Source organism: Flammeovirga pectinis (genome assembly GCF_003970675.1).
GTDB lineage: Bacteria > Bacteroidota > Bacteroidia > Cytophagales > Flammeovirgaceae > Flammeovirga > Flammeovirga pectinis.
This window is the reverse complement of sequence record NZ_CP034562.1, coordinates 4,685,244-4,702,308: the sequence shown is the minus strand read 5'-3', so window position 1 is coordinate 4,702,308 and position 17,065 is coordinate 4,685,244. Positions and strand designations below refer to the sequence as shown.

The window sequence follows — 17,065 nt, the reverse complement described above, 5'->3', positions numbered from 1 at the left end:
TTAGGTCTTCGTTAGAATAGTTCGATTTCGTTTTCTACTTCAGTGACAATTTCTCCATCCAATAAAGAAATGACTCTATGTGCATAATTGGCATCTCTTTGGGAGTGTGTTACCATTATAATGGTTGCTCCTTGCTTATTTAGTTCTGTAAGCAATTCCATTACTTCCTTACCATTTTTAGAATCTAAATTACCTGTAGGCTCATCGGCTAATATTAATTTTGGATTAGATACAACGGCTCTACATATACCTACACGTTGCTGTTGCCCTCCTGAAAGTTGTTGTGGGTAATGATCTCTTCGATGACTGATCTTTAAACGGTCTAACACTTCTTCTACTTTCTTTTTACGATCACTTTTATTGAGATCAAGATAAGCCAAAGGCAGAGCGATGTTTTCAGAAACGGTTAATTGATTAATCAAATGGAAGTTTTGGAATACGAATCCAATATTTCCTTTTCTTAAGTTGGTTCTTTGTGATTCTTTGAAATTAGCAACTTCATCACCATCTAATAAATAGTTTCCTGATGAAGGGCTTTCCAGTAATCCAATCACATTTAAAAGAGTTGATTTTCCGCAACCAGAAGGGCCCATAATGGCGATAAATTCTCCTTCTTGTACCTCCAAGTTGATGTTTTTTAGGGCTTGTGTTTGCACCTCTTCTGTTTCGAAGAATTTATTGATTTGCTTTAGTATAATCATGGCATAAGATTTATGATTTTAATGTAATTATTTTTTATTCGAATACTATCTGATCGTAGTCACCTAATAAGTTATATTGAGAAATAACTACTTTTTCTCCAGGTTTTAGACCTTCAAGTATTTCATATTTATGTATGTTTTGATCACCAATACGGATCTTTCTTTTTTGTGCAGTTTTTCCATCCTCAGCCAAAACATAAACCCATTGTCCTGCTGTTTCTCCATAGAAATTTCCCTTATTCAACATCAATGCATTTTTAGGGTTTCCTAGGTTTAAACGAGCCTGAGTGGTTTGGCCAGAATGAAGATCTTCAGGCTTTTCTGCTTCAAATTTCAACTCCACTTTAAAAAGTCCTTCTTTGACTTCGGGGTATATTCTCTCAACAATTAAAGAGTAAATATGATTCTGATACTTATAAGAAGCCTTCAATCCTTTCTTCACTTTTGTGATATAACGCTCATCAATCTCAGCGATAATTTTCACTTCAGATAAATCATAAAGAATTCCTAAATGCTGTCCTTGTTGTATGGATTGCCCAATTTCAGCTTCAATATTTCCCAAATAAGCAGAAGAAGGAGCCTTTACTTTTAAATGATCCAGTCTGCTTTGTATCAAGGTCAGTGTTGCTCTCATTTTCACCAAATCCTTTTCCAAAGTCTGCATTGTTGTTTCCTGTAAAAGCTTATCATTTTCAGCCTTTAGCTTATTGATCTTTTGCAATTCCTTTTGATATAAATAATCTTCCTTCGCTTTGATATAATCTTCTTCTGCAATCAACCCTTTTTCTAAAAGACGTTCTTGTTGTTTATAATTTCTTTCCGTTCGCTTTAATTGATACTCACTTTCGATCACGTTTTTCTGTGATTGTATCAAATCATTTCTAAAGTTGATTTTGGTATTTCTCAGATAGTTTTCTTTCTCAGCTAGAGCTACTTCACTATTCAAAATCTGTTGGTAAAGTTCATTATTTTCTAATTCGATAATTACATCTCCTTCATTAATAAAACTTCCTTCTTGAGCCACAATTTCTTTCACTCTACCTCTTTCCACAGCATCTAAATAGATAGTCTGATGTGGATGAACCTTTCCTTTTATATTGATATAATCATGAAAAAAACCTTTCTCTACAGTGGCTATTTGAAGTTTATTTTTTGAAATGCTAATCTCTGATGGAGCATTATAGGACCATATAGTATATACAATTAATGTCATCACAAATACAGCAGTGGAAATGAATCCAATGTATTTATGAAAAGGCGATTTCTTCTTTTTAATTATAGTATCCATGTATTTTTTGTTCTCTATTTGTGCTAAATCCAAAACTTCTCCCCCTGATAAAACATCAATAATTTCTCTTTTAAGAGGTAATTCAATTCCGATAAAAGAAGATCAACTTCGGCTTGTCCCAGTTTTTGTTTTACTGTTAATAAAGTGACGATATCAATCAATCCTTCTTCATATTTTTGTACTGCAACATCATAAGCCAATTCACTCGCTTCTTTTACCTTTTCTCCTTGTTCTATTTCTTTTTGAAAAGCTTTCCATTCCCTTAAATCATTTCCTATAGTTCTTTTTAACTCCTGCTGCTGTTGATTTAAAAGAGCTTCTGATTCTACAACTTGAATTTTAGTTCTTTGAACGGCTAAACGTTGAGTATTTTGATGAAAAATTGGAATATATAATCGTACTCCTACCATTTGATTCATATTGTTTTTCCATTGCTCTCTAAACTGAATAACATTTCCACTTTCATCTGTATTGGTTTGAAAATACCCCGTATTCATATTGGCATATAAACTGAATTCTGGAAGGTAGCTAGCCTTCTCACTTTTCAATTTTTCATTCCTACTTTGAAGTGATAAAAAGTGCGTTTTAAGTAAAGCAGACTGTTGGAAGAATGTTGTGTAAAGCTGTTCTTCATTGCCAAAGTTTTTAGAAAGAATAGAAAGCTGCTCAAACTCTAGTGATAAAGAATTAAGAGAGGAAGTGTAATTCATGATGTTGACTAATCTTGATTTTGCTTCCATCATTTTATTATGAGCTTGTAAAGACAACATTCTTTCTTTTTCTAGTTGAGCTCTCATTTCAGCAACATCAGCAGAAGCTTTCAAACCTAAGTCTTGCTGATAAACAGCTCTGTCAACAATAGTTTGAGATAGTTTGATTTGTGCTTTCGTAATTTCCCATAATTCATAATTGTACTCTACATCATAAAAAGCCTGAACTACTTCAAACACCAACTTTTCCTTAGCGTTCTGCAATTGGAATTTTGATGCTTGAAGTTGATACTCTTCAAATTTCAATTGGTACTTTTTCTTGAAGCCTTGAAATAAAGTCCAGTTTAAACTGAGATCGGAGGTGTTATTAAAAAATTGATGATCGATATAAGTATTAGTTCCAGGGTCAATAGAACGACCTGCATTGAAAGTCCCATTAATACTACTTCCGATAGTTGGTGCATATTGCCATTTTACATTTTTCACATCAATAGAAGCTTGGTTAACTTTTAAAGCTTCTTGATAGATAGAAAGGTTATTTTCTATAGCATATTGAACACATTTTTTTAAGGTCCATAAACTATCAGCCTTTGTAGATAAAGGAATGATGATAAGTAGATATATGTATATTAATTTTTTCATACTAATTTCCATAAGAGGTATGCCAAATAGTATTCTAAAAGCGGACTAAATAGGTTAAGTTGTTGATAATTAAAGTTTTGTGTTTTTATTGGGTGTTTTGAGTGTAAAATTTTTAGACAGTGGATTGTAAAAGGTTTTGACAGTTTTAGTTAAACCATAAGAGAGTAGGTTAAAAATTTTTGAATTAAATATTTGGAGATAATAAAAAATAACACCACTTTTGCAGTGCACTATATAGGTGGTGCACTTGAAACAACTATTAAATATTATGGTGTCAATTAATAATCTTCAATTTAGTTATTCTAAAAAAGCAACAATTCTTGATCAACTTCACTTAGAACTTGATGCAGGTAAAATTGTGGGAGTATTAGGAAAAAATGGAGCAGGAAAAAGTACTTTCTTTAAACTCATGAGTGGCTTACTTCAACCGAAGAAAGGTACTATTGATATTCTTGGAGAAAATCCTTTTTCGAGATATCCCTCTTTTTTATCAAAGCTCTTTTTTGTACCAGAGGAATTTGAATTACCTCCTATTCCAATCAGAACTTTTATCACAAGTACTTCTAAATTCTATCCTCGATTTGATCACCGATTGGTTTATGAATTGCTTGAAAAGTTTGATTTAGAAGACAATGTAAATCTTAAAGGACTCTCATATGGTCAGAAGAAAAAGGTGATTATAGCCTTTGCATTAGCAACAAAAGCTGAATTGATTCTGATGGATGAACCAACCAATGGTTTAGATATTCCTTCAAAAGATATCTTTAGAAAGATCATGGCAGGGCATTTTGAGGAAGATCAACTAATCATGATTTCTACACATCAGGTAAAAGATATTGATACAATCATAGATCACTTGATAGTTTTAGATAATGGTGGAGTGATTTACAATGAGTCAATTTTTGACCTTACACAGAAGTATGACTTCTTGAAAGTTCAGCAACTTAAAGTTTCAGATACGCTTTATGCTGAACCAATCTTGGGAGGTTACAAAACAATCGCTCCTAAACAAGAACAAGAAGATACGCAAGTTGACCTTGAATTATTCTTCAATGCCTTAATCAATGACTATAAAAAATTTATATAATTATGAATAAATTATTCGATCTCAAGAGATTTAAAGAGTATGCTTCTTTAGAAATCACTTATCAAAAGCAATTGGTATATTATGGATTAGCAGCTATTGTTTCATTTATAATTATTAGTTTATTTTTCATTAGAGCGATAAATGAAAACGCTATTTCAGAAGGCGATTTATTTGGTCTTTTTATCTTCACTTATATCATTTTAGCAGCAACTGTTGTAAACAGATCTTTTTTACCATTTAGATCAACTAAAAAACTAATCAGCTTTCTTACTTTTCCTGTTTCACAGTTCGAAAAATTCTTATTTGAGTATTTATCTACTGTAGTAGTTGGTGTATTTTTGGTTCCTTTTCTTATCCTTTTTGCCTATATGGTAGAGGGGGAAATTCATCAAATTATCAATCCAAATATTGGCTATACAGGATTAGATTTTATTACTGATGTGATTGAAAAGTCAATGAGAGCTAATTCTGAAGATAAAATGCAAGTAAAAAAATTATTAGGTATAATGATATGCCTGATTCCATGGAGTATTGCCAATGTGATTTTTACAGGGAACTCTTTATTCAAGAAACTACCTTTGATTAAATCGATAATATTTTCAGGGATTTATATAGCATTTCACGTCTTCTTAGCTTTCTTGATCTTCGGAAAAATGGGCGCTCAAGAATATATAACAGATGATTATAAACTCTTCTTTTTCTCTTCACGATCTGCAGCAGTAGTATTTATGATAGGGTACATTCTATTGGCTAATGCAGTATTTGTTTACAGTAGTTATTTGAAGTTGAAAGAAAAAGAAATATAAGATGGAGTTTAAAAACACAAAAAGCATTTTCACCCAAATAGGAGATGATGTAAAAGATAAAATTATGGAAGGAGAATATAAAGAATCTGGAAAAATTCCCTCAACAAGAGAATTAGCAGGGATAGTGGGTGTAAATCCAAATACAACAATAAAAGCCTATTCAGTATTACAACAAGAAGGAATTATTTATACTCAAAGAGGAAAAGGATACTTTGTAAGTGAAGGAGCCAAAAACATAATTTTAAAATCAAAACAAGAAGAATTCTTCACTGATACGTTGCCAGAAACGGTAGAAACAGCCAATAAATTAGGAATATCATTTGAAGAACTTCAGAACTATTTAAAAGAATTATACCATGAAGAAAAGTAATATATATCTGCTCTCAATATTATGTAGCGTTTCTTTGTTTATCATAATGGGAGCATTAGTCTCGGTGGCAAGAGGAAAGAAAAGTGTCGAAGAAAATGCTTTTTATTCCTCAACACCAGCATATTCACATATTATTTTAGACAATACTAATTATAAAATTGGTGTGAAAACAGCTGATAAATATGAATTTAAATTAGCTCTTAATAAAGATGAAGCAAAGTTTGATGTACCATTTGAAATAAAGGGAGATACATTGATTTTATCTAAAATACCTGATGACATCGAAAAGAAAATTAAGTATGTACAATTAAATCTTCCAGAGAAAAACTTAGAAGTGCAGATGCTGTCATCGAACTTAAATATTGATAGTTATTCAGGTAATACATTGAAATTAGATTTAGATGAATCAGATCTAAATATTCTTCCGGAAGCAATAAAAAAAATATCTAAGGTAGAAGTCAACAGTAGGAATAAATCGACCTTACGTTGCTATTCAAATGTAGCAGAGCTTCAACTGAATATCAATGATTCTGAATTTAAAGCATTAGGTTCAGTCGATAATGTATCTGGTGAAATAGCTGATAAATCTTATGTGTACATTACTAATCCTGGTAATACAAATTTGCAAAAAGATGCTGATTCAAAGATAAATTATTCTTATAGATAACAATAAAATCCCCTGTAATTAGATAAACTAGTAACAGGGGATTGTTGTATGTAGTTGGATGAAATTAAGCCTCTATAGTTTGTGCTTTTACCCATTTATCTAATGAAGTAAAAGGTTTGATTGTAATTTTATCTGCAGCGTTAGAATGAGCTACAGCATCAGGCCCCATATAAGTATGTGCCTCAAAGTACAATAACATTTGAGCAATTTCCGCTGCTCCTTCAAATAAACCAGAGAAGATATCAGCAGGAACATATTGGAATGAATACTCAATACCTTGAGATTTATAAATATCAATTACCTCATTGAAGCTATATATACCACCTACAAAAGATAATAATTTACCATTAGCTTCTTCAGGTTTTATGAAAGCACTAGCAACTAAATTTCCTAATTCAGAAATATCTCCCATATGAATAACTTTAGCAGCGGGATCAATTGGTAAAGCCCATCCTGTAGTACCATCTTCCAACTGTTGTGGAGCTAACATACCCACAAAGTTTTGGTAATAGAATGGAGGTTCAACTAAAGTATAAGTTTCAAAACCAGCTTCAGCAACAATTGCATTTAATTTAGCTTTACCTGTAAAGTGAGGAACATCAAAAGTATCATCACTGATTTCTTCAACATTTGGAAGTGTTGACCATACAAAGTGTTTTACTCCTGCTTCTTTAGCTGCATTAATAAGGTTTTGACCTTGCTCAACTTCAGAAACTTTATTAGGTTCCCAGAAGTTTGTCACTCCAAATACACCATATGCATTTTCCAATGCTTTAGGTAATGTAGATGCATCTGTAAGATCAGCTGCAACTGCTTCGTCAGCTAAGCCATCATATTTCTCAGGATTTCTAGTTACTGCTCTAACTACAAAATCAGTTGATTCTTTTAATGCTTTAACTACTCCACTTCCTTGTGCACCTGTTGCTCCGATTACTACTATGATTTTCTTTTCCATGATATAATTTTTTTTTGATTTCGTTTTGATTACATCACAAAGGTGGCGGGTTTATTATTGGTGGGCTTATAACCTAAAACAATAAAAAATCTTAAACTAGGTTAAGGGTGATTCTTCTTCATTTTTGTCTTGAAACAAAAACGACGCAAAAAATTTAAGGTCGATGTAGAGTAGTTTTTTAATGAATAGATTAGTTATTCTATTTGGCATTTATATAGAAGTGGATTAATAGAAGATGTCTAAAATAAATAATGTGTAAAAATATTTGACACTGTTACTTTGTGTCTGAATAACATTGACGAAATTTAAGATGAGAATAATACTTTTAAATAATTGAAAGGATAGTGATGTAATTTGAAAGTATATCGGCCTAGAAGGGAAAAGCGTGAAAAATTTAAGATAGAGAGCCGTTAAAAATGATTTATTGTTTGAGCATAGCGAGTTTAAATCATTTAGGCGAACAATCTTGAATTTAGCTTTTGACCTCTCAGCCTAGATTTTTTTGCTTCGTTTTTTCATCATTGGAAAAAATGAAGAAGAAAGCTAGATTGAAAGTAAAACAGACTAAATTAAAAATAAAACCTCATGGGCAACCTATTAATCATTGATGATAACATTTCCATTCATGCCACTTTGGAAATCATATTAGAACCTTACTTTGATAAAATCACAGCTTTAGCAGATCCTCAAGAGATCATGAAAACCTTAGCAGTTGAAGACTATCAAGTAGTGTTATTGGATATGAATTTTTCTCCAGGGTTAAATACCGGAGCGGAAGGAATACGATGGTTAAAGAAAATCAAGGAAACTTACCCGGCCATATCAGTGGTGATGATGACTGCTTATGGACATGTTGAATTAGCGGTTGAATCCTTGAAAATAGGTGCATCTGACTTTATTTTAAAACCATGGGAAAATAGAAAATTATTGGCTACGCTACAGTCTGCCTTACAACTGAGTGAATCCAAAAATGAAATCAAGGAATTAAAGCAGAAAGCGAAAGCATTACGTACAGAAGAAAACATCTTTCCTGAAATCATTGGAGAATCTGCTGTCATGAAATCAATGATGTCGTTGATTGAGAAAGTGGGAATGACAGACACCAATATTTTAATTACAGGTGAGAATGGAACAGGTAAAGAATTAGTCGCAAAGGCAATTCATCATTTTTCTAAAAGAAATCAGGAACAATTAGTAGAAGTAGATATGGGAGCCGTATCTGAAACACTTTTTGAAAGTGAACTATTTGGTCATGTGAAAGGCGCCTTTACGGATGCACACCAAGATAGAATTGGTAAGTTTGAATTAGCCAATAAAGGTTCTCTTTTTCTAGATGAAATTGGTAACCTTTCATTTTCCCTTCAAGCCAAACTATTAGCGGCACTTCAAAATCGTCAGATTACAAAGGTGGGCGGAAATAAAGTAATTCCTATTGATATTCGACTGATCTCAGCCACCAATAAGAACTTATTCAAAATGGTGGAAAATGAAGAATTTCGCCAAGATTTACTTTATAGAATCAATACCATACAAATAGAAGTTCCGGCATTAAGAGAAAGAGGAGATGATATTGTATTATTAGCAAATCATTTTAAAAATTTGTTGGCAAAGAAATATGATAAAGGAGATTTACAATTTTCGGAATCAGCTCTTGATAAATTAACGAAATACCATTGGCCGGGTAATGTTAGAGAACTTCAACATACGATCGAAAGAGCCGTTATTTTAACAGACAGTATTCAAATCAGTGCTGAATTAATTGTAACTTCTTCTACAGAAAACACTGATGTCAAAACATTAAACATGGCTGATATGGAAGAAATGTTGATAAAGAAAGCTTTGAAAAGACACCCACAAAATATTAGTGCAGCGGCTGGAGAATTGGGGGTAACACGTCAGACTCTTTATAATAAGATGAAGAAATTAGGATTATCATGAAACAAATTCACTATATAAAACTAGGAATTGTGCTAGTAATGTTGATGTCTATGGGTGGATTAATGGTTCATTTTTATCAGCAACCAACATTGTTGATAACTTTAGCTATTCTATCTGTTGGATTAATTACTTATCAACTATCAACAATAAAGAAATTGTTAAATCATAGTTTGATTATAGTAGAAGCCATAGGTAATGAAGACTTGAGCTATTTGAATTCTAAAAACATCAAGAAATTCAACGATGTCTATCAGTATAGATTAAATAAAATTCATGCCTCTTTTTCCAGAATAAAAAAGGAAAGTATTCGCCAAGAAAAATACTTAGACTGGTTAATTGAAAACCAACATGTAGGAATATGTACATATGATGAAAATGGACATATTTTGCATGTGAATTCCTCTTTTAAAGAGAAAGTAGACTTAAAAGTATTGACGCATTTACAGCAACTGTTCGAGAAAACAATTTTTTCAAAAGAATTGATAGATAAGGCTTTTAGAGAGAATATAGTGACTTTAGAACAATCCAACTATTTATTGAAAGCTAGACAACTGAAAAGAGAAGAGCAAACAGTGTTCTTACTTACACTACAAGATATTTCGCAAGAGTTAGAGGAGAAGGAACATCTATCTTATAGTAAATTGATTCGTGTATTGACACATGAAATCATGAATGGGATGACTCCTATTATTTCTCTTTCTGATAGTATGTTGATGACCATGACCAAAGAAGATGAATCGCCATTAGAGGTAGAAAGTCTTACTCAAAAAATGATAGATACAAATGTGAAAAGTATCAAGGTAGTTCATGAACAAGCAGAAGGCTTACTAAATTTTATCAACATTTACCGTTCAATTTCCAAGTTACCAACACCTAAAAAAGTTGAAGTCAATGTGAATAACTTTCTTCAAAAAGAATTGAATAGTTTTGAAGAAGAGACTTATCAACATAATATTAAAGTGAATTTATTGAATATTGATAATAAAGAAATAATATATCATTTTGACTCTCAGCTTATTCATCAATGTGTGAATAATATAATTAAGAATGCAATTGAAGCAATGAAATATGTTGATAACTCAGAATTAATAGTGGACTTTCAATTGAAAGATCAATTAGTTATTCATATTACCAACAATGGATCTATGATTCCAGAAGATGAGCTGAAACATATTTTTGTTCCTTTTTTCACTACTAAAAATACAGGTAATGGAATTGGATTGGCTTTATGTAAACAAATTACGAGAGTGCATAAAGGGAGTTTGAAAGTAGAATCGTCACTAAAAGAAACGATCTTTACAATTAAATTTTAATATTTTCCATTTCTGATATTACTTCATTTATCTCTAATTTTCTCAAGCACTCACAAGGCTTATCTCCTATACACTCATAACAATCTGTCTTTTCAGTAAGGATAGTTTTAATTTTTTTATTGATAAAAAAGGCATCAGCAGAAGATGTTATACAAATTACCTTTTTACCCATTGCTTCTGCAAAATGTGCAATATCTGTATTATAGGTAACTAATAAATCTGATTTGGCAATTAAAGCAAGTGCTTCTTCTAAGCTTTCTAGATCTGTAGCATCTTTTACACTTGGTACTCTAAATAACTCTGGAGCAGTAAATTTTAAAGCTTTCCCCTCTTCTTCTAAACCAGCAATAATATAATTGTATTCGTACTTTGGTAAAGAATCTATAAGTTCAAAATACCGAACTCCTGGCCATGCCCTATGTGCATTCGATCTATATGGGTAGAAAACTATATTATTAAGGTCCTTTTTTATAATACCTCTAAAAGTAGAAATAGGGTGATTTACTATTTGTAACGAAAGATCAACAGTTGTATCAATATCTAGTACATGAAGAAATGAAAAGTGAGCATCTAATAGAGAACTAGCAGTACTAGTATCTATACTATGTGTTAACCTTCTATTATTTCTCCAAGAATCCTTACCTCCTATTCTGTAGCTAATTTTTAAATCACGTGCTTTTTTAGATAACACTTTGTCGCTCTTTAAAAAGAAGATAGCATCTGTATTTTCTAATGTTTCATCATCGATAGTATCAAATAAAAGAAATTGATCTATAGATGTAATAAATTTGGAAATCTCGGATTGAACAGAATTTCCTATCCAAGTAACGTGAGAATCAGCATATTTATTTTTTAAATAATTGATTATCTGAATGGAAATACTGAAATCTTTTAAATTTTCACTACCACTTATAACAATATTCTTTAATTGTTGCACTCTCATAACATTATCTACACGATATCTGTACTTCTTAATGATTTTTCAATTTGGCGTATTATATTTAGATAAGCCAAATAAGTAATTACAAGTTCTTTCTGTTTTAACCTAATTTATTAACTAAGAAAGAGGTACCTCAAAGGTAGCTCTTTCCACTATCATTACAATTATGAGTAATAACCTAAAGAAGAAGAATTCTACTCAAGAACGATTAATTATTTTCGACCGAGAGTTTGCTCCTCACACAGATTCAATGTATAGTTTTGCCTATCGCTTAACTGGAGACGACGAAGATGCAAAAGATTTAGTACAAGATACGCACATGAAAGCGTATAGATTTATCGATTCGTTCGAAAAAGGAACTAATGCAAAAGCATGGTTATTCCGAATTTTAAAAAACAGTTTTATCAATGAATATAGAAGGAAGAGTAAGGAACCTTCAAAAATTGATTATAACGAAGTAGAGACTATTTATAACGGAGAAAAAAATGACCCTAATTTAGTTTCAGGTATACGTCAAGATAATAATACATACAGAATTGGTGATGAAATAACGAGTGCATTGAATGCATTAGGAGTTGATTTCAGAATTGTTATCATTTTATGTGATTTAGAAGGATTCACCTACGAAGAAATGTCTAAAATCCTTGATATTCCTATCGGAACAGTAAGAAGTAGGTTACATAGAGCTCGAAATTTATTGAAAGAAAAATTAGTTGTCTACGCAAAAAAAATGGGATATTCTCAAAAGAAAGCAAACTAAATGAGAAATAGCCATTTTAAGTCATTATCTTTGCATCTTTAATCAAAAAAAATTGCAAAAATAAAGCATGAAATCAGGCAAAGTATTTATCTTTTCTGCACCATCAGGATCAGGTAAAACCACCGTTGTGAGACACCTTTTGAGTGTATTTCCTGAATTGACATTTTCAATTTCAGCAACTACACGTGCTCCGAGAGGAGAAGAAAAAGACGCTAAAGACTATTATTTCATTTCTCTCGATGATTTTAAAAATCGAATTTCAAATGATGAATTTGTAGAACATGAGGAAGTATATGAAGGTCTTTTTTATGGCACTTTAAAAAGTGAAATAGAAAGAATTTGGAGCGAAGGCAAACATGTTGTTTTAGATGTTGATGTCCAAGGAGGCATCAGTTTAAAGAATTATTTTGCAGAAAAAGCCGTTTCAGTTTTTGTATGCCCTCCAAGTGTAGAATGCTTAGAGCAACGTTTAAGAGATAGAGCTACAGATTCCGAAGAAGCAATTAAGGAACGTGTAGCAAAAGCTGCAGAAGAAATGCCATTTGGTGATCAATTTGATATTCGTTTAGTAAATGAAGATCTACAAATTGCACTAGCAAATGCAGAAAAATTAGTGAAAGAAGCAATAGCGTAGACTATGCTATTAATATAGAGAATAGAGGTCATCAATTACTTGATGACCTCTATTTTTTTTGAACGATTTTATATTCTTCAATCTATTTTTAAAAGAACGATATAGAAGTTTAAATCAAATACATCCTCAAAAGAATACGATTATTTAATGTTTTGTTAGCTACTGAACAAATAATGAAATCATATGATAGTATAGTGTAATAGAACGTTTAAAGTTTTAAAATATTTGTAGCTAAGCAAAGTGGATTAATAGGGAATTGTCATCTATTAATAATCAATTAAACTAATTACAGCTATGCAAGTATTTATTAAAAAGTTGTATACACTACTACTGTTTCTTGGAGTAGGTATGCATTTTCTATTAGCAGCACCTAGAAATGGAGAAGTTCAGGAGTTTGAACAGCCAGATGGTTCGGTTGTTCAAATAAAGCTTTTTGGAGATGATTTTTATTTGCGAGCAGAAAGTTTAGATGGTTATACTCTTATTAGAGATGAAGAAACAGAATGGATTTGTTATGCCCAATTATCAGCATCTAGAAATGAATTGGTTTCTACAGGTATTCATTATACAGGAGAATCTTACGGGGTATCAATGTCTAGTTTTAGAGTAAGCTTTCAGTTAGAAAAACATATTGACTTAGACCGATCAACTATAGAAATACAAAGAACTCAGAACCAAGATGCATTAAAAGAAAATGATCATTTAGGCGTTCAAGATATTCATAAAAGTGCAGCGAATGGAAATGAACAACATGCTACACCTACAAATCATGTTATTGGTAATTACAAAGGAATATGTATTCTAGTAGATTTTAGTGATGCTCCTGCAGTTTGGGATAAAAGTACTATCGAACAGATGATGAATGGGGATAATTTTAAAGTAAATGGAAATTATAGTTCAGTAAAAAAATACTTTGAAAATGTTTCGGGAGGATTAGTAGAATATGAAAATGTTGTATTTGGCTACTTTAGAGCGCCTAAATCATTTGCTACTTATGATAATATGGGATATGCATCTGGTGCAAGAGAAATTCTTGAGTTTGTTTTAGAAGAGGTAGAAGAACAAGGGTTTGATTACTCTTCATTAAGTATTCAAAACGGAAAAATACAAGCTATTAATTTGATGTATACAGGTAGACCTAGAGCATGGGCTAAAGGTATGTGGCATCATAAAGGAACATATACGGGTTTTTCTGCAGATGGAGTTTCTTCTAAGGATTACAATACATCTCCAGTAAATACGGATTTATCTATAGGTACAATTATTCATGAGAATGGACATATGCTTTGTAAATGGCCTGATCTATATAAGTATTCTAGTTCTACAGGTACTAGTGGAATTGGTAATTTTTGTATTATGTCGGGTTATGGAAGTACTAAAAATCCAATTCCTCCTAACCCTTACTTTAGATGGTTAGCGGGTTGGACAACTGTAACCAATATTTCTAATTTTAACGGAACAATAAGTGAGTCAGCAAATGATAATACTATTTACAAGTATGATCACCCTACTAAATCTACTGAATTTTTCATGATTGAAGCTGTTCAGAAAACAGGCCATAGTGCTTATTTGCCAGATGAAGGTTTAACAATTTGGCATATAGACCGAACAGGAAACAACCAAACATGGGATCATGAAGTTTGGTTAGAACATGCAAATAATACAAGAAATACACATAGTGGAGCATGTTGGCATGATGGCGGAAATGAAAAGTTTAACGATACTACATCTCCCAATTCAAATTGGTTAGATGGTTCTTCTAGTGAATTAGAAATTTCTGAAGTAAGTGCAGTAGCAAACACCATGACTTTTAATGCAGTGGGTAATGGTTCGAAATGTTCTAATAATGATGTTGTAGCAATTACAGTTTCCCCACAGACATCTACAATTTTCAGAAACGAGACCGTTCAACTTTTAGCGGCCCCTTTAAATCAATGTGGAGGTATGGAAAATGTTACAGTTACATGGTCAGAAAATGCACTTTCTGGCTTATTTACAGCTACAGAATTTGGAGCATATACAATTACTGCAAATGTAAATAATGTATCTACCTCTGTAACGGTAAATGTGGTAGAGGATCCTAATAATTGTTCAGACCCTACTGTTATAGATTTAGTGCTTACACCTAGTACAAAAACGATATTTATAGGAGAACAATTAGTATTGGAAGCTATTGGTTTTAATAAATGTGGAGGGGAAACTTCTATATCACCTACTTGGAGCTCGAATGCTCCAAATGGAATTTTTGACGCTACACAACAAGGTGTACATGAAGTAACAGTAAGTATAGGTCAATTAATAACGAATTCAATTATTACAGTATTACCAGAGAATGCAACCTTAATTAGTAACAACGAACAAGGGAATATTTCATTTATGAATACAGAATGGTATGCACATGATGATGGAATAAATGGAGGATCAACTGTTACTCCATCCAATCCTTTTGAAATGACTAATGACGGGGCTAATGGCTCTGATTATTCAGCAAAAATAAATTATACTTTAAATAAAGGCTCATTATCTTATAATCCCTTTGTTGCTTTTGGGTTTGATATGAAGTCAAATAGTACAGACTATAATTTAACGGGATCATCAGGTATCTCTTTTTATCATAAAGGAGCATCATTGCACTTACAAACATTATTATCTTCTATTACAGATTATGCACATTATCAAGTACTAATTCCATCTCATTCAGAATGGACAAAAGTGACATTACAATGGTCTGATTTTGACCAACCTTCTTGGGGGCGAAATGTAACATGGAACTCATCTAAAGTTACAGGTTTCAAGTGGCAAAAGAATGGTAACACAGGTGATAATGGTACTATTTATATTGATGAAGTTAAGATCGAAGGATTAATTTTTGAAACACCTCTCAAACCTTGTACATCTACAGGAATTGCTTCATTAGCTATTTTACCTCAAGAACAAAAAGTAGAACTAAATAGTAATGTTCAATTTGAAGTTACAGGTTTAGATAATTGTGGTGATAGAGTTGATCTACTTCCTACTTGGTCTTTAAATGCACCCAATGGTTTATTTACGGCATCATCTTTAGGAACATTTGATGTAACGGTAAGTGTACTCAATACTACAACTAATGAAACGATAAGTACTACAACAAGTATTACAGTAGCATTGAATGAATTGCCATTAGTAACATTGATTTCACCATTAACAGGTGTTTTTGATACAAATGAAATAACGGTATCTGCTGACGCTTCTGATGTTGACGGAACAATTACTAAAGTAGAATTTTATGCAAATGATACATTAGTAAGAATAGAACAGACTGCTCCTTATTCTTTTATATGGACTCCAGAAAATGGTACTTATGAATTAAAAGTAATTGCTTATGATAACTTGAATGCAAGTGCAATATCTGCAACGGAAGAAGTAATTATTAATAAAATAATTCCTATAAATGAATTACCAATTGTAACGTTGACATCCCCTTCTTCAAGTTTTTATGAGCATAACAATTTAACAGTTGCTGCTACTGCTAGCGACGCTGATGGAGTAATTACTAAAGTAGAATTTTATATAAATGATATATTATTTACTACAGAACAAGCTAGTCCATATTCATTCACATGGAACCCGGAAAATGGAATTTATAGGTTGAATGCTATTGCATTTGATAATGAAAACGCATCTACTGTATCCGAAGAAATAACTGTTACAATTGATAAAGAAGAGATACCAACTTGTCCGGTATGGAGTTCGGTTTCTCAATATAGATTAGGTGATGTTGTTGAATATAATGGTACTAATTATACTGTAATAAGTGATTGGCCAAATGTTGGAGAAAATCCAAAATACAATATAGATAACAATTGGGGTTGGGCATGGCAAGAAGGTGGTTCTTGCGAAAGTGGTCCTTTTGCTGCTCCACAAATAGTATTATCTTCAGATTTAGAAGAAAGTACTTTACTAGAGGTGTATCCTAACCCTACTTCAGGTAAAGTAAGAATAACTATTCCTTCTGGATATGGACAATTAACTCTATTTAATCTACAAGGCCAAGCTTTGTTTAAGGTAGAAGTTATCAATTCTTATCAAGAAGAAGTGGATTTAAGTAAATATGGTAAAGGAATATTTGTTGTTTATTTAGAAATAAATGGTCAGACAATTACTAAGAAAATAGTAGTTAGATAAGGCCTTCCTGTAAAAACAGCCCTAAAAGATAGTATATCCTTTAGGGCTGTTTTTTAAATATAGTATTCTAAAATAATTTAATTTCTAGCG

At 31.9% G+C, this 17,065-nt stretch carries 14 protein-coding genes; 9 read left to right on the top strand and 5 right to left on the bottom strand.

The window, feature by feature from the left end:
- Positions 1 to 11 precede the first annotated feature (11 nt).
- From EI427_RS18585 to EI427_RS18575, 3 genes are read right to left on the bottom strand one after another with little or no spacing between them, the layout of a single operon-like run.
- A complete protein-coding gene (locus tag EI427_RS18585; protein WP_126617567.1) occupies positions 12 to 701 on the bottom strand; it encodes an ABC transporter ATP-binding protein in 690 nt (229 codons plus the stop codon).
- A 34-nt stretch (positions 702 to 735) separates the two neighbouring features.
- Positions 736 to 1,989, bottom strand: coding sequence for an efflux RND transporter periplasmic adaptor subunit (locus EI427_RS18580; protein ID WP_126617565.1), 1,254 nt, complete (start codon positions 1,987 to 1,989; stop codon positions 736 to 738).
- Positions 1,990 to 2,012: 23 nt separating this feature from the next.
- On the bottom strand, positions 2,013 to 3,341 hold the full coding sequence (locus EI427_RS18575; protein ID WP_170178541.1) for a TolC family protein: 1,329 nt from the start codon (positions 3,339 to 3,341) through the stop codon (positions 2,013 to 2,015).
- Between the two features lie 247 nt (positions 3,342 to 3,588).
- Here EI427_RS18575 and EI427_RS18570 point away from each other — a divergent pair, with 247 nt between their 5' ends.
- The 4 genes from EI427_RS18570 to EI427_RS18555 are packed head-to-tail and all read left to right on the top strand — an operon-like array spanning position 3,589 to position 6,271.
- A complete protein-coding gene (locus EI427_RS18570) occupies positions 3,589 to 4,428 on the top strand; it encodes an ABC transporter ATP-binding protein (RefSeq protein WP_240655331.1) in 840 nt (279 codons plus the stop codon).
- 2 nt (positions 4,429 to 4,430) lie between these two features.
- Positions 4,431 to 5,234: a hypothetical protein gene (locus EI427_RS18565; protein ID WP_126617559.1), complete on the top strand. Its 804-nt coding sequence runs from the start codon at positions 4,431 to 4,433 to the stop codon at positions 5,232 to 5,234.
- A gap of 1 nt (position 5,235) precedes the next feature.
- The gene (locus tag EI427_RS18560) at positions 5,236 to 5,604 is read left to right on the top strand and encodes a GntR family transcriptional regulator (RefSeq protein ID WP_126617557.1); all 369 of its coding nucleotides are present in this window, start codon (positions 5,236 to 5,238) and stop codon (positions 5,602 to 5,604) included.
- Between the two features lie 46 nt (positions 5,605 to 5,650).
- Positions 5,651 to 6,271, top strand: a complete 621-nt coding sequence (locus EI427_RS18555; protein ID WP_126617555.1) for a hypothetical protein — start codon at positions 5,651 to 5,653, stop codon at positions 6,269 to 6,271.
- A gap of 64 nt (positions 6,272 to 6,335) precedes the next feature.
- Here the strand turns inward: EI427_RS18555 and EI427_RS18550 are convergent, their stop codons facing one another.
- A complete protein-coding gene (locus EI427_RS18550; protein WP_126617553.1) occupies positions 6,336 to 7,226 on the bottom strand; it encodes an NmrA/HSCARG family protein in 891 nt (296 codons plus the stop codon).
- Between the two features lie 585 nt (positions 7,227 to 7,811).
- On the opposite strand from EI427_RS18550, the gene EI427_RS18545 reads away from it, so the two are divergent.
- Together EI427_RS18545 and EI427_RS18540 are read left to right on the top strand one after the other, a co-directional pair.
- The gene (locus EI427_RS18545; RefSeq protein WP_126617551.1) at positions 7,812 to 9,164 is read left to right on the top strand and encodes a sigma-54-dependent transcriptional regulator; all 1,353 of its coding nucleotides are present in this window, start codon (positions 7,812 to 7,814) and stop codon (positions 9,162 to 9,164) included.
- A complete protein-coding gene (locus EI427_RS18540) occupies positions 9,161 to 10,477 on the top strand; it encodes a sensor histidine kinase (protein WP_126617549.1) in 1,317 nt (438 codons plus the stop codon). The genes EI427_RS18545 and EI427_RS18540 overlap by 4 nt, the downstream gene beginning before the upstream one ends.
- Here EI427_RS18540 and EI427_RS18535 read toward each other — a convergent pair.
- Positions 10,467 to 11,420 (bottom strand): glycosyltransferase family 9 protein, encoded by a 954-nt coding sequence (locus EI427_RS18535; RefSeq protein WP_126617548.1) that lies wholly within the window; start codon positions 11,418 to 11,420, stop codon positions 10,467 to 10,469. The genes EI427_RS18540 and EI427_RS18535 overlap by 11 nt on opposite strands.
- A gap of 163 nt (positions 11,421 to 11,583) precedes the next feature.
- Between EI427_RS18535 and EI427_RS18530 the strand changes: the two genes are divergently transcribed.
- The 3 genes from EI427_RS18530 (at position 11,584) to EI427_RS18520 (ending at position 16,975) form a co-directional block, all read left to right on the top strand.
- Complete coding sequence (locus EI427_RS18530; RefSeq protein ID WP_126617547.1) at positions 11,584 to 12,177, top strand: sigma-70 family RNA polymerase sigma factor; 594 nt, start codon at positions 11,584 to 11,586, stop codon at positions 12,175 to 12,177.
- Between the two features lie 67 nt (positions 12,178 to 12,244).
- Positions 12,245 to 12,811 carry a guanylate kinase gene (gene gmk / locus EI427_RS18525; protein ID WP_126617546.1) on the top strand — a complete coding sequence of 189 codons (567 nt, stop codon included), beginning with the start codon at positions 12,245 to 12,247 and terminating at the stop codon, positions 12,809 to 12,811.
- 294 nt (positions 12,812 to 13,105) lie between these two features.
- The gene (locus EI427_RS18520) at positions 13,106 to 16,975 is read left to right on the top strand and encodes a M6 family metalloprotease domain-containing protein (RefSeq protein WP_126617545.1); all 3,870 of its coding nucleotides are present in this window, start codon (positions 13,106 to 13,108) and stop codon (positions 16,973 to 16,975) included.
- Positions 16,976 to 17,065 lie beyond the last annotated feature (90 nt).